Below are 24,933 nucleotides of genomic sequence, written 5' to 3' on the forward strand. Positions count from 1 at the left end.
GAGAAGTAATGGAACATCGAGGACAGGGGATCAAGTTGGCCACGCATCGCTGTCAGGACAAGGGTTCGGAAGACCAGGCTATGACATTTGCCAGGGCCGTTCGTTCACTGGGTTTTGCATCAACCTGCTAATGGATTTATCGCCCTGCGTGTGCTCGACTTGCTCGGACGCAAAGTGCTCTGCGATCATCTGGAGTGCTCGGGCGGCGCTAAGCTCACCGAGGCTCGACTGACTGATCTGGATAATGATTTCCTCGATCGCGGTCACATGCGGACCTATTGTGCTGTTAGTGACTGCACCAGATGAGCTCGCAATAATCCGATAGTCGTCTGACGAAAATGTCTCGACATGAGAGTGGGAGAAAACCTCGTTTGCGACAGCGATGATATTGTTGAATCCCGCCTCGGATGTGACATTGAACCCTTGTAGCAGGCTTAGCGGTGCACCAACTGATGACAGATCAACCCCAAGGCCGACCGGAACAACCTGCACGCCCTTTGAGTACGCGTAGCCAGACTCAAAGTACATCCAGTTGGATCGAAGAGAGTTTGGGGTCACAAAGGCGAGCATTAGCTTAGCCTGATCCAGCGCTTGTTCTACCCTGTGAACCCAGTTTCGGCCGAACGGAATGCTTTGTCCGTCACTCGACATGAATACATCAATACTGCCGCCAGTCTTCGCAACGAACAGCTCCTTCAGTTTGGCGAGAGCGCGTTTATCCTGCGACGAGTGGCTAAAGAAGGTAGTGGGCTTCTGCATATTGGTCTCTTCTGAGGCCTAACGAATAGCGTTTATCCGCCGCCGATCCCCGTTTGAATCGCGCCGCGGCGGAACTGCGGCGGACAAACCTCGCTGAACTAAGCTGCCGGCACGGCGGCAACGATGGGGATTGTAGGCCGACAACCGCCGCGCGCAAGCGGTTCGCATATTCGCTTGGCGTCGCGAACTGCCGGTTGGGCAGGCATGTTCGGCGCGTGGGCACCGTTGGCGGGAGCGGTGCGTGGCATTTATGCGGCCGGTGGATTGATTAATGTGATGGGCACGAGTACGTCCCTAGCGCGAGGCATGGCTGTCGATCAGATGGAAATACGGCACTGGCGTGGCCGCGCGGGTCATGGCGGCCCCGGCCTGTGCCCTCGACCCGGCCCGAAGCGATCACGCCCAACAGCACGAAGTGCCCACCGCACTGGGGACAATGCGAGGAGAAGCTCTGGGTCCGGCCTATTTTTGTACGATGCAGATCTCTGACCAACAACGGCTTACGGATCCCACACCAGCCTAGTGCGCCGCGCACGCGCAGTCTGATCGTCACTTCCGTCCCGCTGGTTTTCCAAAGCCCGCTCCCGCGTGCTTAAATCGGATACCTCAGCTTTCCCACGGCACCCGATGAGCTCTCCTGACTCCCTCGCCAGCAATCCGGACTGGCACGACTATGCGGTGCTGGTGGTCGATGACGAGGCGGGGATGCGCAGTTTCCTGCAGCGGGCGCTGGCCAATCGTGGCTGCACGGTGCATGTGGCCGAGTCGGCCGAGGCGGGGGCGCGGGCGCTGGCCGGGGATCATGTGGATGCGATCGTGCTCGACATCGCATTGCCCGGAAAGGCTGGCATCGAGTGGCTCAAGGAGCTGCGCGAGAGCGGCTTTTCGGGCGACGTGATCCTCATCACTGCATTTGCCGACATGGAAACCGCGATCGATGCGCTGCGCGCGGGCGCGTCGGATTTCATCCTCAAGCCCTTCCGGGTGGACCAGATCGTCAATTCGCTGCAGCGTTGCTTCGAGCGTGCCCGGCTGACCCGCGAGAACTACATCCTGCGCCGCGAGGTGGCGGGGCTGTCGGGCGAGGTGGAGGGGATGATCGGCAGCTCGCCTGCGATCCTGCAGATCTGCGCGCTGATCAAGCGCGTTGCGCCTACCCCGTCGACGGTGCTGATCCTCGGCGAATCGGGGGTCGGCAAGGAGGTGGCGGCGCGGGCATTGCACCAGATGAGTACCCGCGCGGACCGGCCCTTCGTGCCGGTCAATTGCGCGGCGATCTCGGCCGAGCTGATCGAAAGCGAACTCTTCGGCCACACCCGCGGCGCCTTCACCGGTGCCAGCGAGAGCCGCAACGGGCTCTTCTATTACGCCAACGGCGGAACCTTGTTTTTGGACGAGATCGGCGAGCTGCCGCTGGCGCTGCAGACCAAGTTGCTGCGGGTGCTCGAGGAGCGTCGCATCCGCCCGATCGGCTCGGCCAAGGAGCTGCCGGTGGACGTGCGGGTGATCGCCGCCACCAACCGCGACGTGCGCGCCGAGGTGGCGCGCGGCGGTTTCCGCGAAGACCTGTTTTACCGGCTCGAGGTGCTGATGCTGGAGATTCCGCCGCTGCGCGAGCGCATCGAGGACATCGCGGTGCTCGCCGCACACTTCAACCGCCAGCTCGCCGCGCGCCTGGGCCTGCCGCCGCTGGCGATCACCCCCGAGGTGGCAGCGCGCCTGGCGGCCTACGCGTGGCCGGGTAATGTGCGCGAGCTGCGCAACCTCGTCGAGCGCTCGCTGATTCTCGGCGCCTTCCCGGCCTCGGGCGAGGCGCCGGCCGGTGGCGAACCGCTGCCGCTGAGCCTCGCCGAGGTGGAGAAGCGCCACATGCTGGCGGTGCTGGCGCAGTGCAACGACAACAAGACCCAGGCCGCGCAGTTGCTCGGCGTGAGCCGCAAAACGCTCGAACGCAAGTGCGCCGAATGGGAACAATAGGCGCGCCATGAGCCGCGCCCCAAGCCTTGCCGAACGCCTCGCCGGATCGGTGCGAGCCAAGCTGCTGGTACTCGTGCTGGCGCCCCTGCTGCTGGGCGTGCCGTTGTTGCTGGGCCTGGTGTGGAGCTGGGGCAACGAAGCCTACGAACGGCTGCTCGGTTTCAAGATCAGTTCCGACCTGGTCACCGCCCACGAGTATTTCGAACGGGTCAAGAGCGGCGTCGGGCGCGACCTCTCGGCACTCGCCAATTCGCGCCTGCTGGCCAATGCCATGGCCCACAGTGCGCCGGCCACGCTGCAGCGCCAGCTGCAATCGATGGCGCTCGCCGATGGCCTCGATTTCCTGCGCCTGCTGAATGCAGACGGCACGCTCAGGGCCAGCGCCGCACAGTCTTCGCAATTGCCGGCCGCGTGGCTGGCCATGCCGGCGGTCGCGGCGGCGCTGGCCGGCGGGGCCTTCACCAGTATCGAGCTGGTCGGCCCGAACGCGCTCGAGCACATCGACCCGGCGCTTCGTCGCCGAGCCTACCTGCCGCTGGTGCCGACCGAAGCGGCCGCGCCGGACCCGCGCAGCGTGGAGGATCGCGGCATGGTGATCCACGCTGCGGCGCCTGTTCTCGATGATGCCGGGCGACTTGCCGGCGTGCTCGAAGGCGGTGTGCTGCTCAACGGCAACCTCGCCATCGTCGACCGCATCAATGCGATCGTCTACAAGGAGGGCTCGCTGCCGCTGGGCAGTCTCGGCACCGCCACGCTGTTTCTCGGTGATACCCGCATCGCCACCAACGTGCGCCTGTTCGAGGGCCGGCGGGCGCTTGGCACGCGGGTCTCGAAGGCAGTGCGCGACCAGGTTCTGGGCGCCGGCAAGGACTGGCTCGGCACCGCCTTCGTGGTCAATGACCATTACGTGTCGGGTTACGAGCCGGTGGTCAACGGCGCGGGCCAGCGCATCGGCATGCTCTACGTCGGCTTTCTTGAAGCGCCGCTGCGTCAGGCCAAGCAGCTCGGCATGTTTGCGCTGTTCGCGATCTTCCTGGTGGTGAGCGGCATCGGCACGGTGCTGTCGCTGCGCTGGGCGCGCAGCGTGTTCAAACCGATCGAGCGCATGAACGCGGTGATCCAGCGCATCGAGCGTGGCGACGCCGCCGCGCGGGTCGGCCCGCTGGCGAGCCGCGACGAGGTCGGCCGGCTGGCCGGCGAGTTCGATCACCTGCTCGACACGCTTGCCGCCAAGCAGGCGGAGCTGCGGCGCTGGGCCGATGAGCTCGACCGCAAGGTGATGGAGCGCACCGCCGAGCTGGCCGAAACCAACGCCAGCCTGCGCCGCGCCCAGCAGCAGCTGGTGATGAGCGAAAAGCTTGCCGCGATCGGAGAACTCACCGCCGGTGTGGCGCATGAGATCAATAACCCGGTAGCGGTGATCCAGGGCAATCTCGATGTGCTGCGCGAGGTGCTCGGTCCCGACGCCGAGCCGGTGCGCGAGGAGATCCGGCTGATCCACCAGCAGGCCGACCGGATTCGCCAGATCGTCACCAAGCTGCTGCAGTTCGCACGGCCTGGTGAATTCGCCGGCTATGTCGAAGCGGTGGACGTGAACGGCTTGATCAACGATTGCCTGGTACTCACAAGACATAATCTCGAGAAGCGCGAGATCGAAGTGCATACCCGCCTCGAGGCCGGGGTGGGGATCGAGATCAATCGTTCGGAGCTGCAGCAGGTGCTGATCAACCTGATCGTCAATGCGGTGCAGGCCATGCCGAACGGCGGCCGGCTCGATCTCGCCAGCGCCGACTGGTTCGAGGACGGGCTGCACCTCGGCGCCGTGATCCACGTCTCCGATACCGGTCAGGGCATCGCCGGCGAAGACCTCGACCGCATCTTCGATCCCTTCTTCACCACCAAGAAAGGCAGTGGGACCGGTCTCGGCCTGTCGATCAGCTACACCATCGTCCAGCGTTATGGCGGACGCATCACGGTAAGCAGTACTCCGGGGGCCGGCAGTGCCTTCTCGGTGTGGCTGCGCAGTCAACCGGAGTACGACGACAGTCCCAGTGCACCGGGCTTCGAGGCGCGCTGGCGACGCAGCCAGGAGAGTGGCGCGGCGGGCGCATGAGCCTGCCGATGGCAGTTTGTCGGGTGGGACATTTTGACCCGATCGCTGCGTGCGATGGACAAAATGTCCCGTTTTGCGCGCTGCCGCAACGCGAATAACCCTTGAGCCGTGCGGGTCTGTCGCCGGGCACGGAAACTGCAGAGAACTTCCCCAAAAGGGCTGCATGCCGCGGCCGACGACGAGGGGGAAGGGTGACGACGAGCAAGGACTCCATTGCGTCCTCATGTGACACATTGTTGTGTCGCTGCCAGGGACGGGTTGCCGACGGTGCCATCGAGGCGCTCGAGCTGTCGGGCGTGACGGTGGTGGACGGCCTGTGCCGCAGCAGCACCGCGTCGCCGCTGCTGTCGGGTGGCAGCGAGACGCTGGCGGTGGGCTGCAGTCGCGAATCGCCGATTCTTGCCAGCCAGGCCCGCTCGGGTCGGGCATTGCGTTTCTTTCCCGCGCGTGAATATGGTGCCGGCAGCGCGGCGGCACCACGGCTTGCCGCGCTGATCGCGATGGCGCGGCTGCCCGAGCCGGCGCCGGTCGAATCGGTTCCCTACGAGAGCAACGGCCGCCTGGCGATACTCGGTGCCGGTCCCGAGGCGATGGCCTGGGCGCGGCGCCTGCAGGGCAAGGCCGACGGCCAGATCCAGGTCACGGTGTTTGCCGAGGACGAGGCGCCGCTGCCGGCTGCCACCCCGCGCGAGATTCCGCTGCACCGTGCCCGTGCGCTTAGCGTCGAGGGCTGGCTGGGCGCCTTCGACATCGCGTGGACGCCGGCCAACCCGGTGGATGCCAGCCGCTGTACCGGCTGCGGTGCCTGCCTCGAGGCGTGCTCGAGCGATGCCATCGTGCGCGACGGGGTTGCCGCCTATGTCGATCTCGCGCGCTGCAACGACAAGCAGCGCTGCATCGAGGTGTGCGAGGTCGGTGCGATCGACTTTTCGATGCGACCGCGCAGCGCGCGCTTCGATATGGTGCTCGACCTCGCCGCCACGCCGCGGCTCGCCATGGCGCATCCGCCGCAGGGCTATTTCGCGCCGCAGGGCGATGCGCTGGCGCTGGCCGAGGCGGCGCTGGCCCTCACCGAGCTGGTCGGCGAGTTCGACAAGCCGCGCTTCTTCGATTACAAGCGCAGCCTCTGCGCCCACTCGCGCAGCAGGAAGGAAGGCTGCTCGCGCTGCATCGACAGCTGCTCGACCTCGGCGATCAGCGCCGACGGTGACGGCATCCGTGTCGAGCCGCACCTGTGCATGGGCTGCGGCGCCTGCGCCAGTGTCTGCCCCTCCGGCGCGATGCGCTACAACTACCCGGACGTGCCCTACGAGGGCCAGCGCCTGCGCGCTGCGCTGAGCGCTTGGCTGGGCACGGGCGGCAGTGCCCCCACGGTGCTGTTCCACGGCCGCAAGGAAGCCGCGCTGCTGAAGGCTCATGCCGAAACCGCGTCGCTGCCGCCGACGCTGCTGCCGATCGCGCTGCATGACGCGGCCAGCGTTGGTCCCGACCTGCTCCTCTACGCGCTGTGTGCCGGTGCGGCGCGGGTCGCGGTATGGCAGCAGGACGACGCCCCGCCGACCTATCGCGCCTCGGCCGCGCGTGCGGCCTCGTTTGCCCAGGCGGTGGTGGCCGGGCTCGGGCTCGATGCCGGCAGCCGCCGCTTCGTCGCGGTCTGCGGCGATGCCGACGAGCTGCTGCGGGCGATCGACGGCAACCCGCCGCCGCTGACCCGCACGGCCACCTTCCATCCGCAGACGGACAAGCGCGGTACGCTCGACCTGTGCTTCCGCCACCTCACCGCGCTGGCGCCCGAGGCCGCGGCGGCGGCGCCGATCGCGGTGGCCGAGGGGAGCGCCTACGGCACGGTGAATGTGGCGGCCGAAAAGTGCACGCTGTGTCTGTCCTGCGTGGGCGCCTGCCCGGCGCGGGCGCTGTCGGACGACAAGGATCATCCGCGCTTGCGCTTCCTTGAAAGCGCCTGTCTGCAGTGCGGCCTGTGCGTAGACACCTGCCCCGAGGATGCGCTGTCGCTCAGCGCGCGGCTCGACCTGCGCGCCGAAGCGAAGAAGGCCCGCACCCTGCACGAGGACACGCCCTGCAACTGTGTGCGCTGCGGCAAGGCCTTCGGTTCCACCGCCACGGTGCGCACCATGGTGGCGCGGCTTTCGGGCCACGCCCTGTTCGCCACCGAGGCGCAGCGCAAGCGCTTGCTGATGTGCGGCGACTGCCGCGTGATCGACATGATGGAGCACGGCGAGATGCCCGGCGCCGAAACCACCGAGGTACGCCAATGACCACGCTCGAGACCCGGGCCGCTCCGGTCAGCCCCGAGGACGAGGACCGCGCCGGCTTCTACGGGCTGATCGCCAACCTGCTGGCGCAGCCGCCGCATCCGGTGCTGCTGGCCAGCCTGGCCGGTGCCGAACCGCTCGAGCCGGAAGCCGGCATTGCCGAGGCAGAGGCACTGGCGCGCGCCTGGAAGGGCCTGCGCGCCGCCGCCCGCGATGGCGACTCGGCGGCCATCGCCGACGAATGGCGCGCACTGTTCACCGCCCCTGGCAAACCGCAGGCGGTGATGCACGCTTCGTGGTACCTGACCGGTTTCATGATGGAAAAGCCGCTCGCCGTGCTGCGCGATGACCTTGCCACGCTGGGCCTCGCGCGGCGCGACAGCTGCGGCGAACCGGAAGACCACCTGGCGGCGCTGTGCGACGTGATGCGGGCGCTGCTGATCGACGTTCGTCGTCCGCCAGCCGAGCGCGCCGCCGCGCAGGAGAACTTCTTCAACCGTCATCTGCGGCCCTGGGCGGCAGCTTGCTGCACTGCCCTGCAGAACGCCGAGGACGCACGTTTCTACAAGTCGGTCGGCGCCTTCTCCGGCGCCTTCCTGGCCCTTGAAATGCGGATGCTGGAGATCGAGGCATGAATGCCCACATCGCCAGCGCTGCCCGAGCACCCGACCACGCGGGAGATACCAGCATGAAAAAGAGTGACGATACCCAGGCTCATCCGCCGGCCAGCTTCGGCCGCCGCAGTTTCCTGTTCTCGGCCGCCGGTGGCGGCGTGGCCGGGGTGGCGGCGGTGACCGGTCTCGGCAAGGTGGACAGCGCGCCGCCAGAAGCGGTGACCGAACCGCAGGGCCAGGGCGAAGGCTATCGCCTCACCGGCCACATCCAGCGCTACTACCGTTCGACCCGTCTGTAAGGAGGCTGCCATGCTCACCAGGAAATCAAGTCGCAGCCCCGGTTCCGTCGGTAATGGTCCGAGCGAAGCATTGGCCGGTTACGTCGCCCCCCGACGCCTCGACCGGCGCAGCTTCCTCAAGCGCTCGGGGATTGCGGCCGGTGCCGGCGCGATCGGCGCCAACCTGCCCTTCGCGATGGTGCGTCCGGCCGAGGCGGCCACTGCGCCGGCAAGCGGCGGCGGTGTCGAGGTCAAGCGCTCGGTATGTACCCACTGCTCGGTCGGCTGCGCGATCGACGCCGAGGTGAAGAACGGCGTGTGGGTGGGGCAGGAGCCGGTCTTCGACAGCCCGATCAACCTCGGCGCGCACTGCGCCAAGGGCGCCTCGGTGCGCGAACACGGTCACGGCGAACACCGCCTGCGCACACCGATGAAGCTGGTCGACGGCAAGTGGCAGCGCATCAGCTGGGAGACCGCGATCGCCGAGGTCGGCGACAAGCTGCTGGCGATCCGCGAGAAGGACGGGCCCGATGCCACCTACTGGATCGGCTCTTCCAAGCACTCCAACGAGCAGGCCTACATGTTCTGCAAGTTCGTGCGCATGTTCGGCACCAACAACACCGACCACCAGGCGCGCATCTGCCATTCCACCACGGTGGCCGGCGTGGCCAACACCTGGGGTTATGGTGCGATGACCAACTCCTACAACGACATGCAGAACGCCAAGGCGATCTTCTTCATCGGTTCGAACGCCGCCGAGGCGCACCCGGTGTCGATGCTGCACATCCTGCATGCCAAGGAGGGTGGGGCCAAGGTGATCGTCGCCGACCCGCGCTACACCCGCACCGCCGCCAAGGCCGACCAGTACGTGCGGCTGCGCTCGGGCTCGGACATCCCGCTGATCTATGGGGTGATGCGCCACATCTTCGAGAACGGCTGGGAGGACAAGAAGTACATCGAGGATCGTGTCTACGGCATGGACAAGATCCGCGAGGAAGCGATGCAATGGACCGCCGACAAGGTACTGGAAGTCACCGGCGTGCCCGATGACGAGGTCAGGCAGATCGCCGAGACCATGGCCAGGAACCGGCCCTCCACGGTGGTGTGGTGCATGGGCCAGACCCAGCACACCGTCGGCAATGCGATCACCCGCATGATGTGCGTGCTGCAGCTGATCCTTGGCAACGTCGGCGTGGCCGGCGGCGGCACCAACATCTTCCGCGGCCATGACAACGTGCAGGGCGCCACCGACGTCGGCCCCAACCCGGATTCGCTGCCCGGCTACTACGGCATTGTGGCCGGCTCGTGGAAACACTGGTGTGCGGTGTGGGGTGTGGATTACGAATGGATGAAGGGCCGCTTCGCCAGCCAGGCGATGATGGAGAAGCCCGGCATCACGGTGTCGCGCTGGATCGACGGGGTGCTCGAGAACAACGACCAGGTCGACCAGGACGCCAACCTCAAGGCGGTGGTGTACTGGGGCATGGCACCCAACTCGCAAACCCGCGGCAAGGACATGCTCGAGGCCATGAAGGCACTCGAGCTGCTGGTGGTGGTGGATCCCTACCCGTCGGCCACCGCCGCAATGGCTGCCTCGGTGCGCAAGGACGGCGTCTACCTGCTGCCCGCGGCGACCCAGTTCGAGACCTACGGTTCCTGCACTGCCTCGAACCGTTCGCTGCAGTGGCGCGAGAAGGTCATCGAGCCGCTGTTCGAGTCCAAGCCGGACCACACGATCATGTATGCCTTCGCCAGGAAGTTCGGCTTCGGTGACGAGTTCGTCAAGAACATCAAGCTTGAAAAGGACGCCAAGGGCTGGGACGAGCCGAACGTCGAGGACATCCTCCGCGAGATCAACCGCGGCACGTGGACGATCGGCTACAGCGGCCAGTCGCCCGAGCGGCTCAAGCTGCACATGAAGCACATGGAGACCTTCAATCCGCGCACCCTCAAGGCCGAGGGTGGCCCTTGCGAAGGCGAGTACTTCGGCCTGCCGTGGCCGTGCTGGGGCAACCCCGAACTCAAGCACCCGGGCTCGCCCAACCTCTATGACACCACGCGTCATGTGATGGATGGCGGCGGCACCTTCCGCGCCCGCTTCGGCGTCGAGAAGGATGGCGAGACCCTGCTGGCCGGCGACGGCTCGGCCTCGGTCGGCTCCGACCTGCCCTTCGGTTATCCGGAGTTCGACCATGTGCTGATGAAGAAGCTCGGTTGGTGGGACGAGCTCAGCGACGCGGAAAAGGCCGCCGCCGAAGGCAAGAACTGGAAGACCGACCTGTCCGGCGGCATCATCCGCGTGGTCATGAAGAACCACGGCTGCATGCCCTTCGGCAACGCCCGCGCACGGGCTGTGGTGTGGAACTTCCCGGACCCTGTGCCCAAGCACCGCGAGCCGCTGTTCTCGACGCGCCCGGCCTTGATCGACAAGTACCCGACCCACGAGGACAAGAAGGCTTTCTGGCGTCTGCCGACGCTGTACAAGACGGTGCAGCAGCAGTTCAAGGACGTGAGCAAGGACTTCCCGTTGATCATGACCTCCGGGCGCCTGGTGGAATACGAGGGCGGCGGCGAGGAAACCCGCTCCAACCCGTGGCTGGCCGAGCTGCAGCAGGACATGTTCGTCGAGCTCAACCCCAAGGCGGCGGCCGACCGCGGCATCAGCGACCGCGACTGGGTATGGGTGAAGAGCCCGACCGGCGCGCAGATCAAGGTGCGCGCGCTGGTGACCCCGCGGGTCAACCACGAGACCGTGTTCCTGCCCTTCCACTTCTCCGGGCGCTGGATGGGCGAGGACATGCTCAACTTCTATCCCGAGGGCGCGGCGCCGATCGTGCGCGGCGAGGCGGTCAACACCGCCACCACCTACGGCTACGACGTGGTGACGATGATGCAGGAATCCAAGACCACCGTTTGCCAGATCGTGAAGGCGTAAGGAGAACACCATGGCGAGAATGAAATTCCTCTGTGACGCCGAGCGCTGCATCGAGTGCAATGGCTGCGTGACCGCCTGCAAGAACGAGAACGAGGTGCCTTGGGGCATCTCGCGGCGCCGCGTGGTGACCATCGCCGACGGCGTGATCGGCAAGGAGAAGTCGCTGTCGGTGGCCTGCATGCACTGCTCGGATGCGCCCTGCATGGCGGTGTGCCCGGTGGATTGCTTCTACCGCACCGAAGAGGGCGTGGTGCTTCACGACAAGGACCTGTGCATCGGCTGCGGCTACTGCTCCTACGCCTGCCCCTTTGGCGCGCCGCAGTTCCCGCAAGAGGGCGCCTTCGGCCAGCGCGGCAAGATGGACAAGTGCACCTTCTGCGCCGGCGGTCCCGAAGAGGACGGCTCGCAGGCCGAGTTCGAGAAATACGGCCGCAACCGCCTTGCCGAAGGCAAGCTGCCGCTGTGCGCCGAGATGTGTTCGACCAAGGCTTTGCTGGCGGGTGATGCGGCCGAGGTCGCGAACATCTTTCGCGAACGGGTGGTGCGTCGCAGCGGCAACGGGGCCGACATCAGCGGCTGGAACACCGCCTACGGCAAGGGCAGTCTCGAGGCCGACATGAAGAAGGGCGCGGAAAGCGGTGGAGGTGCCAAATGAAAACCCTGCTCAGGATGGTTCCGCTGCTGGCCGCAGCGGCGCTCTTTGCCGGCTGTGGCGAGGAACCCCAGGTCATCAAGTACGAGGCGGGCAAGTACCAGGGCAAGCGCGACACCCTGCCGTGGGACTCGGCTGCCTATGGCGGCGACAAGGCCCGTTGGGAAAGCGACATGCGGGCACGCATCGGCAACCAGAACGAACTGCGGCGCATGCCCGCGGATTGAGGGAGGCGATCATGAAGCGACAGCTCGTATCCTGTCTGCGACACGGTGCGGCAGCGCTGGTGGCGACGCTCGCCATCGCTGCGCTTCCGGCCGGTGCCGCGGACGCCCCGCCGCCTGCCAACGTCGCGGCCGAGGCCATTGGCGCGGGCCTGGTGCAGCCCGGCAACAACGCCAATGCCTTTCGCGAGGCCCGTCGTGGCGAGGACCAGTCGATCACCTTTGCGGCACCGCCCGATCGCGTGCTGATTCAGTCCCAGGGTGAGACCTGGCGGCAGATGCGCAATGGGCCGATCACCCAGTATGGTGGCTGGGCGATCGTGGTGATGTTTCTCGGGCTGGTGGTGTTCTATGCGGTACGCGGCGAAATCAAGCTCACCGACAAGCGCACCGGCAAACTCATGGAGCGCTTCAAATTCATCGAGCGCCTGGCTCACTGGTCGCTGGCCGGCACTTTCGTGATTCTCGGCCTCACCGGGATCGCGATGCTGTTCGGCAAGCATCTCCTGCTGCCGCTGATCGGTCACACCGCCTTCGGCTATCTCGCCTGGGCGGCCAAGAACGTGCACAACTTCATCGGGCCGTTGTTTCTCGTTTCGGTACTGCTGATGGTGGTGCTGTTCGTGCGCGACAACGTCTGGCAGGCCATCGATGCGCTGTGGATCCGGAAGGCGGGCGGGCTGCTGAGCGGCGAGCATGTGCCATCCCACCGCTTCAATTTCGGCGAGAAGACCTGGTTCTGGCTGGGCGTGGTGTTTCTCGGCCTGATGGTGGGCACCACCGGCCTGATCCTCGACTTTCCGCTGTATGGTCAGACCCGCCAGGACATGCAGCTTGCCCACATGCTCCACTCCGGCGGGGCGATGCTCTTCATTGCCCTGTCGCTGGCGCATATCTACATCGGTACGGTCGGCATGGAGGGGGCGCTCGAGGGCATGAAGACCGGCTATGTCGACGAGACCTGGGCCAGGGAGCACCATGAATACTGGTACCGCGAAGCCCGCGGCGAACGCATTCCCGACAACGCACCGCGTCCCGGCCACAAGGCTTCGGCGGCGCACTGAGGAGAGCCACATGAAAAGTCGCATCATGCTCGCCGCGCTGGCGATCGCCCTGTCGGGCAGCGCCCTGGCCAAGCTGCCACCCTTGACCGACGAACAGAAGGCCGAGGCCGAAGCGAAGAAGGCCAAGGCAGCGGAGGCGAGTGCTCGCGACAACGCCGCGCTCGCTGCGGCACAGGACAAGGTCGCGGCGCGCTGGGCACAGATCAGACAGGACAAGCAGGCGGCGACGCCCGCCCAATAGGTCCCGGGCCCCTTCGGGGGTGCCTCCCTCGCCCCCGACCTCCAGGCCCGCCGGTTCTCCGGTGGGCTTTTTTTATCTTCCGGCTAGCGCGATGCGTTCAGCGAACCGACGCCGCACGGGAGCAGTCGGTCGCGCTCGAAACAGGCCTGTCACGGAAGAAGGCTATGTTGCGTCTGCACATTGGTGCCCGCCGCGCAGTCGCTGGCCGGCGGGGTTTGTGCCCGAGCTGGAAGACTGGCGCCTCGGAAATCCGATCAAACGGACGTTTGTCTACAAAAAATGTTGAATAAATCGTCAAAAATGCTTGCATTTGTTGATGTTGCACTGCAACATACGACCATCGCAAGCCATCTTTCATACGACCCACATCGAGGATCCGATCATGTCCGTAACGCCCGAAAAATTCGTCGCCTCCGTCAAAGCCGAGTTTGAAGCCGGCATCGAGGCAGGTACCTCCGCAACCAGCGCCGTGATGGGTGCCGTGGAGAAGGTTTCCGCCCTGAACATCTCGACCGTTCGCAGTGCCGCCGATGAAGGTGCCAGCTACGCCAAGGCCCTGGCCGACGTGAAGGAACCCAAGGCGCTGCTCGACCTGCAACTCGGCCTCCTCAACCCCGGCACCGAACAGGGTCTGGCCTACGCTCGTGCCCTGACCGCGATCGGCAACGAGACCAAGGACACGCTCACCAAGCTTTATGAAGCGCAGGCCAGCGCCCTCGCCGGTAAGTTCACCGCCGCCCTGGACGAAATGTTCAAGAACGCCCCCGCCGGTTCCGAAGCTGCGGTCGATGCGCTCAAGAGCGCGATTGCCAGCGCCGGTTCGAACTACGAGCAGGCCGCCAAGGTCGCCAAGGAGCTCGCCGAGACCGCTCAAAGCAACTTCGAGAATGCAACCAACGTTGCCGTCGAGAACCTCACCAAGAACGCCAAGGCCATGGCCTCGGCAGTCAAGTCGGCATCCTGAACGCCGATTCGCCAGCAAGGCATGGCGCGGCATTGAAGTCGTCGCGCCGCACAGGAAGGCCCTTCGGGGCCTTTTTTTCGTCCACTGCCATGCCCGGAGCACGGAAGGGGGGCGGTGAGCCGTCTCTCGTGATCGCCTTGGTCAACGCGAAAGTCGTGCCGGCGTGAGCCGCCGCAGGCGGCTGCCGATCACTTCGCGGAAGCGCGGGCTGTGCAGGCACACCGCGCCGGCGAGACCGACCATGCAGCCGAGCACGGTATCGAAGAAACGTGCCTGGACCAGGGTGGCCGGCGAGCCGTGGCCCAGTATCGCCGCTTCGGCCAGCAGGATGGTCAGCGGGGTGATGAAGACCACGGCGATGCCATAGTGGCGTACCACCGCATTCTCGATGATGAAGGCCAGCGCCATCATGGTCAGCGCAATGCTCCACTTTTCCAGAGGAAGGAGCAGCAAGCCCCACGCGAGCAGCAGACCGAAGGCGGTACCGAGAACCCGGTGCAGCTGCCTGTTCCACACTGCCCGCAGCGTCGCGCCCTGGATCACCGCGAGACAGCTGACCGGCACCCAGTAGGGCCGTTCCATCTGCAGCAACTGCGCCAGCGCGAGCGAGAGGCCGACAAAGGCGCCGATCACGATCGAGTCGAAGATGACGAAATCGAAGGTGGCTGCGGGCGGTGCCGAGGCGGGCTCCGGCGCCTCGATCCGCAGGATGTAGAGGCTGTAGAAAAATCCGATCAGGCAGGCCAGCAGGGCGCCCATGGTGATCAGGCCGACCTTGAGCGGCACCTCGAGGACCGTCCCCGGCGCATAGGCGCCGATCGCCGCCGCCATCACGAAGAACAGGCTGCCCGGCGGCCCCACGCCGTAGAAGCGGCACACCATGGTCACCAGGATGGCGATGAAGGTGAGCACCCACATCAGCAGCAGCGGCACGAAGTGAGTCATGACCCCGAGCGCGAAGCAGGCCGTCATGCCGAAGCCGCAGGCCATCAGCCACACCATGCGCTGGGATAGCGGCGTGTTCGGCATGTACAGGAAGGCGAGACCGCCAAGCGAGGAGATCAGCCCGTAGTCGAGGTGGTCGAAGGCGGCCCCGATGAGTAGCGGCAGGCCGGATGCAAGCGCGGCCGCGAAGGGCATCTGCCAGCGACGCTTGCTCGGGTTGATCGTGGTGAGATGGCGCAGTTCTGCCTGCAGCAACGCGCTCGTTCGGTCCCATCCCGGAATGCGGGTCATCGGTCGGCCTTGGCGAATCTCCTGCCGCACGCAGGGTCTGCGCGGGTCAGTCAGGCCACATTCTAGCGAGGAGCCCGCTGCGGATCGAGGCAAGCGCGGCGCGCGCGGGTGTCAGGCCCGGGCGAGCTCGTCGAGGCCGCACTTGACCGGTCCGAACTCGGTCTCGATCACCAGCGGGTAGAGGGCGCCGTTGAAGCTGCCGAAGTTCCCGATGTTGTAGGCGATCACTTCGCCATAGACGTGGCCGATGCGCACGCGCTGGCCGATGCCGTAACCGGAGTGGATTGCGTGGGTGACCGCCTGCTCGACACCGCCATGCCAGTGTCCGTTTGCGCTGTCGTGCCGGTCTCCATTGACGAGGGTGAATGCTCTGTTGGCCATGATGCGATTTGCGCTCCAATGTTCGACGGATTTGCATCCGTTGCTACGGCCATCATCCGGCAGTCTTGATGCGCTGCGGGCGACAACCCGTTGGGCGATGTGACCGTCATCACGGCTGACGGTCTTTGCCGGTCCTTCAGGTTCCGGAGGCACGTCTCCCGCCCAGCAGCGCGGTGCGCGTGACCGGGTTGCGGAGTCGTCCCAGCCACCAGTCGAGCGCCCGCGCGGGGCCCGAGCGCCCGCGACCGAACCACGCGTAGGTCGCCTCGACCTGCCGCTCGACCCGCCCCACCCGCTTCACCACCAGCCGGCCGGCGTCGATGTAGGGCTGCGCCAGGCAGGTGGGCAGGAAGCCGGCACCGAGGCCGCGAATCTGCGCATCGACCTTGGCCGGCATGCCGGTCACGGTGAACACGTCCTGCCCGGGAAGCAGGCCGGTGGTCATCGCACCGCCGCGCTGGCTCGAGTCGGCCACCGCCACCGCGCGATGCTGGCGGATCAGCGCATCGTCCAGCGGTTCGGCGGCGTTGGCCAGCGGATGGTGGGGTGCGACGGCGAATACGAACTTCACGGTGCCGATGACTTCACGCTGCAATCCGGCGATCGCGCCGGATTCCATGGCCAGGCCGATGAGGGCCAGATCGGCCTGGCCCGAAGTGAGCGCCTCAAGGGTGCCGTTCAGGGTTTCGTCGCGAAGCTTGAGGCGGGTCGGCGGCTGCAATGCAAAGAAGTCTTCGCACAGCTCCATCACGGTGGTCCGGTCGATGATGCTGTCCACCGCGATGGTGAACTGCGGCTCCCAACCGGTGGCCACCCGCCTGACGCGATTGGCCACCGCGTCGATGTCCGCGAGCAGTCGCGTACCTTCGCTCAGCAGTTCGGCCCCCGCTTCGGTGAGCCGGGCCTGGCGCGAGCTGCGGTCGAACAGCAGCACGTCGAGGGCGTCCTCCATCTGGCGCACCCGGTAGGTGAGTGCGCTGGGCACCATGTTGCTGGCGCGTGCCGCCGCGGCAAAGCTGCCGGTGCGGGCAATGGTCTGCAGCATGGCCAGCGAGTCGGGGGTGAGAACGTCGCGTGCGGTCGGCATGGAATACCTTTTCATTCAGTTTTTTTGAATGATGCCATCAAATCCACAGAGTCGATGGACTGCCTTTGGCGCCCAAACTGCAGCTCATCGAACAAGGAGGTGCAAGCATGATCAGCATCAGAAAATCCAGCGACCGCGGTTACGCCGATCACGGCTGGCTCAAGAGCCACCACTCGTTCTCGTTCGCAGGTTATTACGATCCCGCCTGGATGGGCTGGGGCAATCTGCGGGTCATCAACGAGGACCGCGTGGCGGCGGGTACCGGCTTTGGCCGGCACGGCCACCGTGACATGGAGATCATCAGCTACGTGCTGTCGGGCGAGCTTGCCCACCAGGACAGCATGGGTCACGTCAAGGCGATCCCGCCGGGCGATGTGCAGCGCATGAGCGCCGGGACCGGGGTGGTGCACAGCGAGTTCAACCACGCGAGGGACCAGACCACCCATTTCCTGCAAATCTGGATAGAGCCGGACGTCACCGGCATTGCACCGAGCTATGAGCAGAAGACCATCCCCGTCGAGCAGAAACGCGGTGCGCTGCGCCTCGCAGCGTCGCCCGATGGCGCCGACGATTCGGTGGTGATCCATGCCGACGCGCGGCTCTACGTCGGGCTGTTCGACGGCGCCGAGCAGGCGCGGATCGACATCGCCAGCGGCCGCAAGGGCTATGTGCACCTGGTGCGTGGCGCCATCTCGGTCAATGGCCGGGCGATCAGCGGCGGCGACGCGGTAATGCTCGCCGACGAGGATCACATCGCACTCGACAGCGCCAACGATGCCGAGGTGCTGGTCTTCGACCTCGCTGCCTGACGCTTCACTTCAACCCCCAAACCCCAACTTCAATCAGAGAGGAATCAAAAATGTTCAATGCACTCCAGAACCCCCTCAGCCTGCTCGGTCGTGTGCTCATCGCCGTGCTGTTCCTGCCTGCGGGCTTCGGCAAACTCACCGGGTTTGCCGGAACGGTCGGCTACATCTCCTCGGTCGGCCTGCCCCTGCCGACGCTCGCCGCGGTGCTCGCCATCGTGGTCGAGATCGGCGGAGGCCTTGCCGTCCTGACCGGCTTCGGTACCCGCATCGCCGCGCTCGCGCTGGCACTGTTCACGCTCACAGCCTCGTTCTTCTTCCACAACTATTGGGGCGCGCCGGCCGACCAGCAGTTCATGCAGCAGCTGCTGTTCTTCAAGAACATCGCCGTCGCTGGCGGGCTCTTCACCCTTGCCGCCTGGGGTGCCGGCGCCTGGAGCCTGGACGCACGCCGCAGCGCCTGATGTCTGCAACCGGGGGACGCTCCAGGCGTCCCCTGCATACCCGGAGGCATTTCGTTGTGCCTCATCAAACCCCCAACGCAAGGAGCATCACATGTCGAAAGTCGTAGTCGTCTATCACTCGGGTTACGGTCACACCAAGCGCATGGCCGAGTCGGTCGCCCAGGGCGCCGGCGCCACCCTGCTCGCCATCGACGCCGAGGGCAACCTGCCCGAAGGTGGCTGGGAGACGCTTGCAGCTGCAGACGCCATCATCATGGGCAGCCCGACCTACATGGGCAGCGTGAGCTGGCAGTTCAAGAAGTTTGCCGACGCTTCGTCCAAACCCTGGTTCGGCCAGCAGTGGAAGGACAAGCTGTTCGCCGGCTTCACCAACAGCGCCACCATGAACGGCGACAAGCACTCCACCCTGCACTACCTCTTTACGCTGGCGATGCAGCACAGCGGCCTGTGGGTCGGCACCGGCATGATGCCGAGCAACACCAAGGCGGCGCAGCGCAACGACGTGAACTACGTCGGCTCGTTCAGCGGCGCGATGGCGCAGTCGCCCTCCGACAGCAGCGTCGACGAGATGCTGCCGGGCGACCTCGAAACCGCGCGGCTGTTCGGCAAGCGGGTTGCCGAAGTGGCCGAACGTTTCAAGGCCTGAACCACCTCCTGGGCGTCGTGGCCTGTGTTTCAGCGACGCCCGTGCCACCACACCCGGTGCCGGAACGAGGCCGGGGCGTGGGCGAACAGCACCGACCAGCCGACGATCAACCAGTAGAGCAGTGGCCGCAGTGCTGCGTCGGCCGCCATCCAGCCCACCACCGCCAGTTTGGCGATCAGCGCGATGCCTGCCCATTCGGCAAACAGGTGCGGCTTGGCGCGAAGGTCGAGCGCCACCATCGCGATGCCGGTGACGAGCACTGCGATGGCCTGGTGACGACCGTCGAGTGGCGCGCCAAGAACGGTCGCTCCGAGTGCGATGACGGTGGCCAGATGCACCCCGCGCAGCACCACGCCGAGCCAGCGCAGCAGCGGCGGGCGCGTCTCGCGCCGGTCGGACGGCTTTTCGCTGGCGCCTTGCCGGCCCATCTCAGCAGCGCGCCAGCAAGGCGTCGAAGCCCGGGTAGTCAGCCCTGGCGAGCGCGAACTTGAAGGCATGCTCGCCCCACGCGCCGCCGCTGGCGAGCGCATCGACGAAAGCCTGTGGATCGGAAATCCAGCTGCCGCCCAGCAGGCTCACGCCGTTGGCGAACAGCGGATCGGGGAGGCAGCCGGCACCAGGCCCGATCAGTGCGAAGTGCTGCGCCTGCGCTGCCGCGGCGAGCATGCGCCCGACACTGCCGTTGATGAGCACCGAGCTGGTACACAGCACCTTGCCGCAGTTGCGCAGCTCGGCTGCGTCGAGGCTCACCCGGTAGCCATCGTGCTGGCCGGCCAGCGCCGGATCGAGTTCGATGACGATGAGCTCGGCGCCGACCTCGGCGATGCGCTTCACCAGCGGCCGGAAGTGGCCGACCATGCCGATGCGCTCGCCGGGCTGCGGGTCCATCTGGCCGATCGAGTCACGGCTGGGTGGCGGCGTGAAACCGGCCAGCGCGAAGAAGTGGCGGGTCAGCGCGTTGATGGCAGCGAGGCCGAGGCTGCGCTCGGTCCCTCCGGCGCTTTCCGGTGCGGTGGCGAGCCGGCGCGCTAGCGTCAGCGGGTCGGCGCCGGCGAGGCGCGCTCCGGCGGCCTCGCGATGCAGCCGTGCGAGCGTGTCGTCGAGCATCACGTAGGAGAGCCCGAGTGCACCGTCTTCGAGTTCGAGGGCGCAGAATTCGCCGTTCTTGCCATTGGCCCCGGTTGCCGGCGGCAGGTGCAGCGCCCGCACCCGCGGCAGGCGATGATGGGCGGCGAGGCGCTCGAGCAGGGCAATCTGGTCGGCGGCGATGTTCATTCTTGATCCTCGGTCTTGCCGCTGCGCACCGCGCGCGCGGCGGAATCGCCATCGACGGTGGCGGCGCGGTTCTGCGGCGAGCGCAGCGCGCCGGGAAAGTACAGCGCGGTGAGGCTCTTGTCGTGCACCGGCGAGGCAGCTTTGGAGCCGCCGAAGCGCCGCCAGTCGCGCACCCAGAAGACCGCGTCGGCCAGCTCCAGCAGGCCGACGGTCTCGCGGTCGCCGATGAGCACCGCCTGGACCCGCAGGCCGAGCGTGGCCTTGGCCTCGTCGACAGCCGCCGCCAGCGCCGCGGTGGCGCCGAACTCGCCGTCCGAGGCGATCAGCAGATCGGCCTGGCGCCAGCGCAGCTCGGCCAGCCGGGCCAGGCTGCGCGCGAGCGGCAGGCAGATGTCGGTGCCGCCATGGAAGCCCTGGCCGATGAAGCGCACCAGGCGCTCGAGTCCGGCCGGCTCGAAGCCGAGTTCCAGCTCGACGATCTCGTCCGGTCCGCCGAAGGCAAACACGTGGCACGGACGTCGCTGCGCATGAGCCATCCGCGCCGCCTCGAGCACCACCGCCTTGGCGACCGCTTCGGCGCCGCCGTTCATCGAGCCGGAGGTGTCGACGCAGATCAGCATCGGGCCGGCTTCGAGCCGGCGTCGGCGCTGCGGCAGGGTTGCCGGGCGTGGCCGCGGCAGGGTCTCGCGCAGGCGGTCGTCGTCCTCGTAACTGAGCAGTGTGCGCTCGGCGCGGCGCGCATGCCACACCAGGCGCAGGCGCGGATGGCCGAGCAGCAGCGCCTCGGACGGCAGCATGCGGGCGATGCGGTCGGAGCGGTGTACCCCGCGTGTTTCGCCGGGCAGCTCGGGCACGCGGGTGACGCGCGTCTCGGCCCGCGGCGCCTCGGTGATCTGCTCTTGCGCGCTGCCGTCGGCCGGTGCGTCCTCGAATTCCTCGCCCGGTGCGCTGCGGCCGAGGCCGCGGATCAGTCGCGCCAGGCCGGGCAGGTCCTCGATCAGCCGGCGGATGCGCAGCGCCTCGCGCCAGCCCTCACTGCGCAGCAGGCCGCGCAGCCGGTCCCAGTGTTCGGTCTTGATGTCCCCCGGGTCGCCCAGCACCTCGCCGAGCTCGTCGATCATGCCGGTGCGCTCTCGCCAGTCCTCGGCAAAGCATTCGAGCGCCATCGCCTCGGCGGCGCTGGTCTCGGCGCCGCGGTCGCAGTAGTCGACGATCAGGTCGAGGTGCCACAACAGCGAGCGCAGCACGGTATCGCTGAGCGCCGTCTTGCCGGCGCAGTAGCGGTGCAGGTCGAGCTCGGTCAGGGTCGTGGCGATGCCCTCGCCGAGCGCCCCGCCGGGCCATGCCGGGCTCGGCAGCACCCCCTCCAGGAGCGCCGTGCGCAGCGCCTCGATGCCGGGCAGGCGTGCTTCCAGCGCGCCCTGCGAATGCACCAGGCTCCACAGCCACAGGCCGCGCGGCAGTCGTTCGAGCGGGGCGAGCGGCGCTTCGAGTCGCTCGAACATCTGCGCGCGGGGCGGCGTGGCGCTCATGCGTCCAGCGGCGCGTGTGCCACTGGCGCGGGCACCGGCCCGGCTTCGTCGAGCCGTGGCAAGGCCTCGAAGCCGGCGCGTGCGGCCTCGGCCCGGCGCAGCAGCGCATCGACACCGGCGCTGCCGTTGGCGAGGCCTTGAGTGGCTCGGCGGGCAAAGCCGGCGTCCATCCACAGGCTGCCGGCGGCGTAGTGATCGAGTGCCGCCTGCTGTGTCACGAACTCGGCGGCATAGTCGCGGATGCGGCTGATCAATGCGTCGATCTGGCCGAGCCGCGCTTCGAGGTGGTTGCGGCCGTAGCGGCGCTTGCGCGAATAGCTCATGCGCAGCACCTGCGAGGCGCCCTTGGCATCGTTGGTGGCACCGTCGATCGCCTCGATGCGCTTGTCGAGGCGCAGCCGGCCGGCCTCGTCGTAGTCGAGGTCGTTGGCGTTGTGCTCGGCCTCGAGCTGGGCCTCGAAGGCTTCGACAACCCGCGCGATGCGCAGCGGCGAGAGCGTGGCACCGATGCCGAGGCGCGCGCACAGCCAGTCGTCGATCTCGCCCTGCGCTGCGGCATCGGCCGCCACGCACCACGGCAGCAGCCACAGGTCCCAGCGGCACAGCGCGGCGCGCCCCTCGCTTGCCGCGGCGGTGCGCAGCAGGCCGACGATCTTGACCCAGCGGCGGTCCGACACCGGACATTGGCGGTCGGCAAGCCAGCCGCGCAACTCGCCGAGCAGGTCCGCGACCTCTGCCGGGATGCCCACCTGCCGCGCCGCGGCGGTGAGGGCGAGTCGGTCGTGTTCGGCAATCGGCGCCACACCTTGCGGAGTGGCGCTGTCGACCTGGAGCAGCTCGGCGAAGCCTTCGCCGCTCACAGGAGCCACCGGCAGGCGCAGCAGGAAGCGGTCGAAGAAGGCCTCGCCGATCTCGTCGTCGGGCACTGCGTTGGTGGCGCCGATGACACTGATCAACGGACAGCGCAGGCGTTCGCTGCCGTTGTCGAACTCGCGCTCGTTGAGCAGGGTCAGCAAGGCGTTGAGGATCGCGCTGTTGGCCTTGAAGACCTCGTCGATGAAGGCGATCGTGGCCTGCGGCAGGTAGCCTTCGGTGTGGCGCTCGTAGCGGTCCTGTTCGAGTGCGCTGATCGAGAGCGGGCCGAACAGCTCCTCGGGCACGGTGAAGCGGGTCAGCAGGCGTTCGAAGTAGCGACCGCCGCCGAAGGCCAGGTGCAGGCGCCGGGCCAGCCCGCTCTTGGCGGTACCCGGCGGGCCGATCAGCAGGGTGTGTTCTCCGGCGAGTGCCGCCAGCAGGCTCAGGCGGACCTCGCGGCCACGCTCCACCAGGCCCTGCTGCAGGCGGGCACAGAGCTCGGCCAGTTGCGCGCGCAGCGCGGCCGGATCGGGTGGTGGCCGTTCATCCATTCCCGAATCCTAGTTCAAGTGCCGGCTGGTGCATTGATTCGGCTCAACGGTGGCGGCCCGTTCAATGGTCGGTGCCGCCCCGGGTGGCGTGGCGCGCCAGTTCGTCGCGGGTGTTGATGTTGGCGAAGGCCTCGGCACAGTCCTCGAAGTCGACGATCACATGAGGCCGCGAGCGTACCCAGCGGTCGATCTTGCGGCCATCGCCGGCCAGGTAGGCGGCCAGCGAATCGGCTACGCCGAGGCGGGCCAGCAGGAACACCGGCTGGAACTGGCCTTCGGCGATCGGCATGGCAAGCTCGGCGCCCTCGCGCTCGGCCGCAGCCAGCAGCCGGCTGACCAGGTCGAGCGGCAGGAAGGGTGAGTCGCACGGGCAGGTGACGATCCACTCGATCCCTGGCGGCGGCGATGCGAGCGCCGCATCGAGACCGGCCAGCGGACCGATGAAGCCGCCGCTGCGATCGGCCAGCACCGGCACGCCGAACTGCGCGTAGGCTTCGGCGTTGCGGTTGGCGTTGATCAGCAGGCTGTCCACCTGCGGGCGCAGTCGTTCGATGACGTGGGCCACCAGCGGCCGGCCGTCGAGTTCGACCAGGCCCTTGTCGACGCCACCCATGCGGCTGCCCTGCCCGCCGGCGAGGATGAGTCCGGCCACCGATTGCCGTTTCATGTTCATGTCGTGCTCCGGGTCACGCGATGAGTGTGGCTGTACACCAGGTGGCGGCCGACCCGCGCGCGGCAGATCAGGGTGATGCCGAGCCGTCCGGCCAGCTCCAGCCCCATGCGCGTGAGGCCGGAGCGCGATACCAGGAAGGGCACGCCCATCTGCGCCGCCTTCATGACCATCTCCGAGGTCAGCCGTCCGGTGGTGTAGAAGATCTTGTCGGCGCCGTACTCCTCGTCCAGCCACATGAAGCCGGTGATGCTGTCCACTGCGTTGTGGCGGCCGACATCCTCGACGTGGTAGAGCAAGGGGGCATCGGCCTGGTTGCGCAGCAGCGCGCAGCCGTGCACCGAGCCACTGCGCTTGTAGATGGTGTCGAGGGCGAGGATGCGGCCGAGCGCGAGATCGAGCGTGGTGACGTCGAGCGTGGCGTCGCTGTCGACCGGCTTGAGGTCGTCCAGCCAGTCGCCGAACATGGTGCCCTGGCCGCAGCCGGTGGTGACGGTGCGCTTCGCCATGCGCGCCTCGGGGCTCCAGTCGCCGCCGTGGGTGGTGATGGCGCAGGCCTCGCTGTCCCAGTCCACGTGCACCGCGGTAAGTTCGTCGAGCCGGTCGATCAGGCGCTGGTTGCGCAGATAGCCCATCACCAGCGCCTCCGGCGCCTGGCCGAGGGTCATCAGGGTGACAACCTCGCGGCGGTCGAGGTAGAGCGTGAGTGCGTGTTCGCCCGGCACGTGGACTTCGCGGGGCTGGCCTTCATGATCGATCACCTGTACTGCGGTGGTGGCCGGCCGCACCGCACGGGTGACCGACAGCCGCGGTGCATCTGCCGCACTGCCGAGCGGTATCTCGAAAACCGGGGTCGGATGCTGAAGGTCGGACATGGGGCCTGCCGGACACGGGTGAAGGGGGATTCTAACCGAGGGGCTTTGAGGCGCGCCGGGCACAACGGAAAAGGGCGGCGGTCTATCATTCACCCATCGCAGCTCCGAGACCCGTCCCATGACCGCATCCACGGCCGACCAGACCGACACCGCATTCGCCGCGCTCGCACTTACCGTACTGTTCGTCCGCACGGCGGTCGAGGGCAACCGCTGGATCGACCATCGCTGGGAGATGGTCGGCCTGACCCTGACGGCCGGCGCGGACGTGGCCGGTGCCGACCATGTGCCGCGCGCCTGCCCGCCGCTCGAGTTGCACAGCGACGAATCGGAAGGCTATCAACCCGGCAATCAAATAGCTAACTTACAAAGCATATCGAACGTACTCATGGGTGAAATACGACCGAACTCGATCCGGCATCGCAGCGATTCGCTCCATGCACGTGCGCGCCTTCTCGAGGAGC

25 protein-coding genes are annotated in these 24,933 nt (G+C 67.0%); 15 read left to right on the plus strand and 10 right to left on the minus strand.

The window, feature by feature from the left end:
• Nucleotides 1–78: 78 nt before the first annotated feature.
• Nucleotides 79–759 (minus strand): toll/interleukin-1 receptor domain-containing protein, encoded by a 681-nt coding sequence (locus GQB03_RS22095; RefSeq protein ID WP_159693892.1) that lies wholly within the window; start codon nt 757–759, stop codon nt 79–81.
• Nucleotides 760–1,386: 627 nt separating this feature from the next.
• On the opposite strand from GQB03_RS22095, the gene GQB03_RS22100 reads away from it, so the two are divergent.
• The 11 genes from GQB03_RS22100 (at nt 1,387) to GQB03_RS22150 (ending at nt 14,094) form a co-directional block, all read left to right on the plus strand.
• On the plus strand, nt 1,387–2,736 hold the full coding sequence (locus GQB03_RS22100) for a sigma-54-dependent transcriptional regulator (RefSeq protein ID WP_159693894.1): 1,350 nt from the start codon (nt 1,387–1,389) through the stop codon (nt 2,734–2,736).
• 7 nt (nt 2,737–2,743) lie between these two features.
• Nucleotides 2,744–4,849 (plus strand): sensor histidine kinase, encoded by a 2,106-nt coding sequence (locus GQB03_RS22105; RefSeq protein ID WP_159693896.1) that lies wholly within the window; start codon nt 2,744–2,746, stop codon nt 4,847–4,849.
• A gap of 191 nt (nt 4,850–5,040) precedes the next feature.
• Complete coding sequence (locus tag GQB03_RS22110) at nt 5,041–7,125, plus strand: 4Fe-4S binding protein (protein ID WP_159693898.1); 2,085 nt, start codon at nt 5,041–5,043, stop codon at nt 7,123–7,125.
• Complete coding sequence (locus GQB03_RS22115; RefSeq protein WP_159693900.1) at nt 7,122–7,757, plus strand: TorD/DmsD family molecular chaperone; 636 nt, start codon at nt 7,122–7,124, stop codon at nt 7,755–7,757. Before GQB03_RS22110 ends, GQB03_RS22115 begins: the two co-directional genes overlap by 4 nt.
• Complete coding sequence (locus GQB03_RS22120) at nt 7,754–8,035, plus strand: formate dehydrogenase (RefSeq protein WP_159693902.1); 282 nt, start codon at nt 7,754–7,756, stop codon at nt 8,033–8,035. Before GQB03_RS22115 ends, GQB03_RS22120 begins: the two co-directional genes overlap by 4 nt.
• 10 nt (nt 8,036–8,045) lie before the next feature.
• Nucleotides 8,046–10,949 (plus strand): formate dehydrogenase subunit alpha, encoded by a 2,904-nt coding sequence (locus GQB03_RS22125; protein WP_159693904.1) that lies wholly within the window; start codon nt 8,046–8,048, stop codon nt 10,947–10,949.
• A 10-nt stretch (nt 10,950–10,959) separates the two neighbouring features.
• Nucleotides 10,960–11,604, plus strand: a complete 645-nt coding sequence (gene fdh3B / locus GQB03_RS22130) for a formate dehydrogenase FDH3 subunit beta (RefSeq protein ID WP_159693906.1) — start codon at nt 10,960–10,962, stop codon at nt 11,602–11,604.
• Nucleotides 11,601–11,828, plus strand: coding sequence for a hypothetical protein (locus GQB03_RS22135; RefSeq protein WP_159693908.1), 228 nt, complete (start codon nt 11,601–11,603; stop codon nt 11,826–11,828). The genes fdh3B and GQB03_RS22135 overlap by 4 nt, the downstream gene beginning before the upstream one ends.
• 11 nt (nt 11,829–11,839) lie before the next feature.
• Nucleotides 11,840–12,889 (plus strand): formate dehydrogenase subunit gamma, encoded by a 1,050-nt coding sequence (locus GQB03_RS22140; RefSeq protein WP_159693909.1) that lies wholly within the window; start codon nt 11,840–11,842, stop codon nt 12,887–12,889.
• A gap of 10 nt (nt 12,890–12,899) precedes the next feature.
• Nucleotides 12,900–13,130, plus strand: a complete 231-nt coding sequence (locus GQB03_RS22145; RefSeq protein ID WP_159693911.1) for a formate dehydrogenase — start codon at nt 12,900–12,902, stop codon at nt 13,128–13,130.
• 382 nt (nt 13,131–13,512) lie between these two features.
• Nucleotides 13,513–14,094, plus strand: a complete 582-nt coding sequence (locus GQB03_RS22150) for a phasin family protein (protein WP_159693913.1) — start codon at nt 13,513–13,515, stop codon at nt 14,092–14,094.
• 141 nt (nt 14,095–14,235) lie between these two features.
• Here GQB03_RS22150 and GQB03_RS22155 read toward each other — a convergent pair whose 3' ends face one another.
• From GQB03_RS22155 to GQB03_RS22165, 3 genes are all read right to left on the minus strand, one after another.
• Nucleotides 14,236–15,330 carry an FUSC family protein gene (locus GQB03_RS22155; protein ID WP_159693915.1) on the minus strand — a complete coding sequence of 365 codons (1,095 nt, stop codon included), beginning with the start codon at nt 15,328–15,330 and terminating at the stop codon, nt 14,236–14,238.
• A gap of 111 nt (nt 15,331–15,441) precedes the next feature.
• A complete protein-coding gene (locus tag GQB03_RS22160) occupies nt 15,442–15,711 on the minus strand; it encodes a hypothetical protein (RefSeq protein WP_159693917.1) in 270 nt (89 codons plus the stop codon).
• Between the two features lie 136 nt (nt 15,712–15,847).
• Complete coding sequence (locus tag GQB03_RS22165) at nt 15,848–16,798, minus strand: LysR family transcriptional regulator (protein WP_159693936.1); 951 nt, start codon at nt 16,796–16,798, stop codon at nt 15,848–15,850.
• A 107-nt stretch (nt 16,799–16,905) separates the two neighbouring features.
• Here GQB03_RS22165 and GQB03_RS22170 point away from each other — a divergent pair, with 107 nt between their 5' ends.
• The 3 genes from GQB03_RS22170 to GQB03_RS22180 all read left to right on the plus strand — a co-directional run bounded on the left by GQB03_RS22170 (nt 16,906) and on the right by GQB03_RS22180 (nt 18,714).
• The gene (locus GQB03_RS22170) at nt 16,906–17,607 is read left to right on the plus strand and encodes a pirin family protein (protein ID WP_159693919.1); all 702 of its coding nucleotides are present in this window, start codon (nt 16,906–16,908) and stop codon (nt 17,605–17,607) included.
• A gap of 50 nt (nt 17,608–17,657) precedes the next feature.
• Entirely contained in the window at nt 17,658–18,068 is a 411-nt protein-coding gene (locus tag GQB03_RS22175) for a DoxX family protein (protein ID WP_159693921.1), read from the plus strand.
• 91 nt (nt 18,069–18,159) lie between these two features.
• On the plus strand, nt 18,160–18,714 hold the full coding sequence (locus tag GQB03_RS22180) for a flavodoxin family protein (protein ID WP_159693923.1): 555 nt from the start codon (nt 18,160–18,162) through the stop codon (nt 18,712–18,714).
• 29 nt (nt 18,715–18,743) lie between these two features.
• Here the strand turns inward: GQB03_RS22180 and GQB03_RS22185 are convergent, their stop codons facing one another.
• The 6 genes from GQB03_RS22185 to GQB03_RS22210 form a co-directional block, all read right to left on the minus strand.
• Nucleotides 18,744–19,142 carry a hypothetical protein gene (locus GQB03_RS22185; RefSeq protein WP_159693925.1) on the minus strand — a complete coding sequence of 133 codons (399 nt, stop codon included), beginning with the start codon at nt 19,140–19,142 and terminating at the stop codon, nt 18,744–18,746.
• 1 nt (nt 19,143) lies between these two features.
• Nucleotides 19,144–19,989, minus strand: coding sequence for a Rossmann-like domain-containing protein (locus GQB03_RS22190; protein ID WP_159693927.1), 846 nt, complete (start codon nt 19,987–19,989; stop codon nt 19,144–19,146).
• Nucleotides 19,986–21,521 (minus strand): VWA domain-containing protein, encoded by a 1,536-nt coding sequence (locus tag GQB03_RS22195; protein WP_159693929.1) that lies wholly within the window; start codon nt 21,519–21,521, stop codon nt 19,986–19,988. The genes GQB03_RS22190 and GQB03_RS22195 overlap by 4 nt, the downstream gene beginning before the upstream one ends.
• The gene (locus GQB03_RS22200; protein WP_159693931.1) at nt 21,518–22,927 is read right to left on the minus strand and encodes an AAA family ATPase; all 1,410 of its coding nucleotides are present in this window, start codon (nt 22,925–22,927) and stop codon (nt 21,518–21,520) included. Before GQB03_RS22200 ends, GQB03_RS22195 begins: the two co-directional genes overlap by 4 nt.
• Before the next feature lie 61 nt (nt 22,928–22,988).
• Nucleotides 22,989–23,600, minus strand: coding sequence for a molybdenum cofactor guanylyltransferase MobA (gene mobA / locus GQB03_RS22205; protein ID WP_200832387.1), 612 nt, complete (start codon nt 23,598–23,600; stop codon nt 22,989–22,991).
• Nucleotides 23,597–24,472, minus strand: a complete 876-nt coding sequence (locus GQB03_RS22210) for a formate dehydrogenase accessory sulfurtransferase FdhD (protein ID WP_159693933.1) — start codon at nt 24,470–24,472, stop codon at nt 23,597–23,599. Before GQB03_RS22210 ends, mobA begins: the two co-directional genes overlap by 4 nt.
• Before the next feature lie 118 nt (nt 24,473–24,590).
• Between GQB03_RS22210 and GQB03_RS22215 the strand changes: the two genes are divergently transcribed.
• The coding region (locus GQB03_RS22215; protein ID WP_159693934.1) for a hypothetical protein at nt 24,591–24,933 on the plus strand (343 nt) is incomplete at its 3' end.

The sequence above is a fragment of the Cognatazoarcus halotolerans genome, from assembly GCF_009800965.1.
GTDB classification, from domain to species: domain Bacteria; phylum Pseudomonadota; class Gammaproteobacteria; order Burkholderiales; family Rhodocyclaceae; genus Cognatazoarcus; species Cognatazoarcus halotolerans.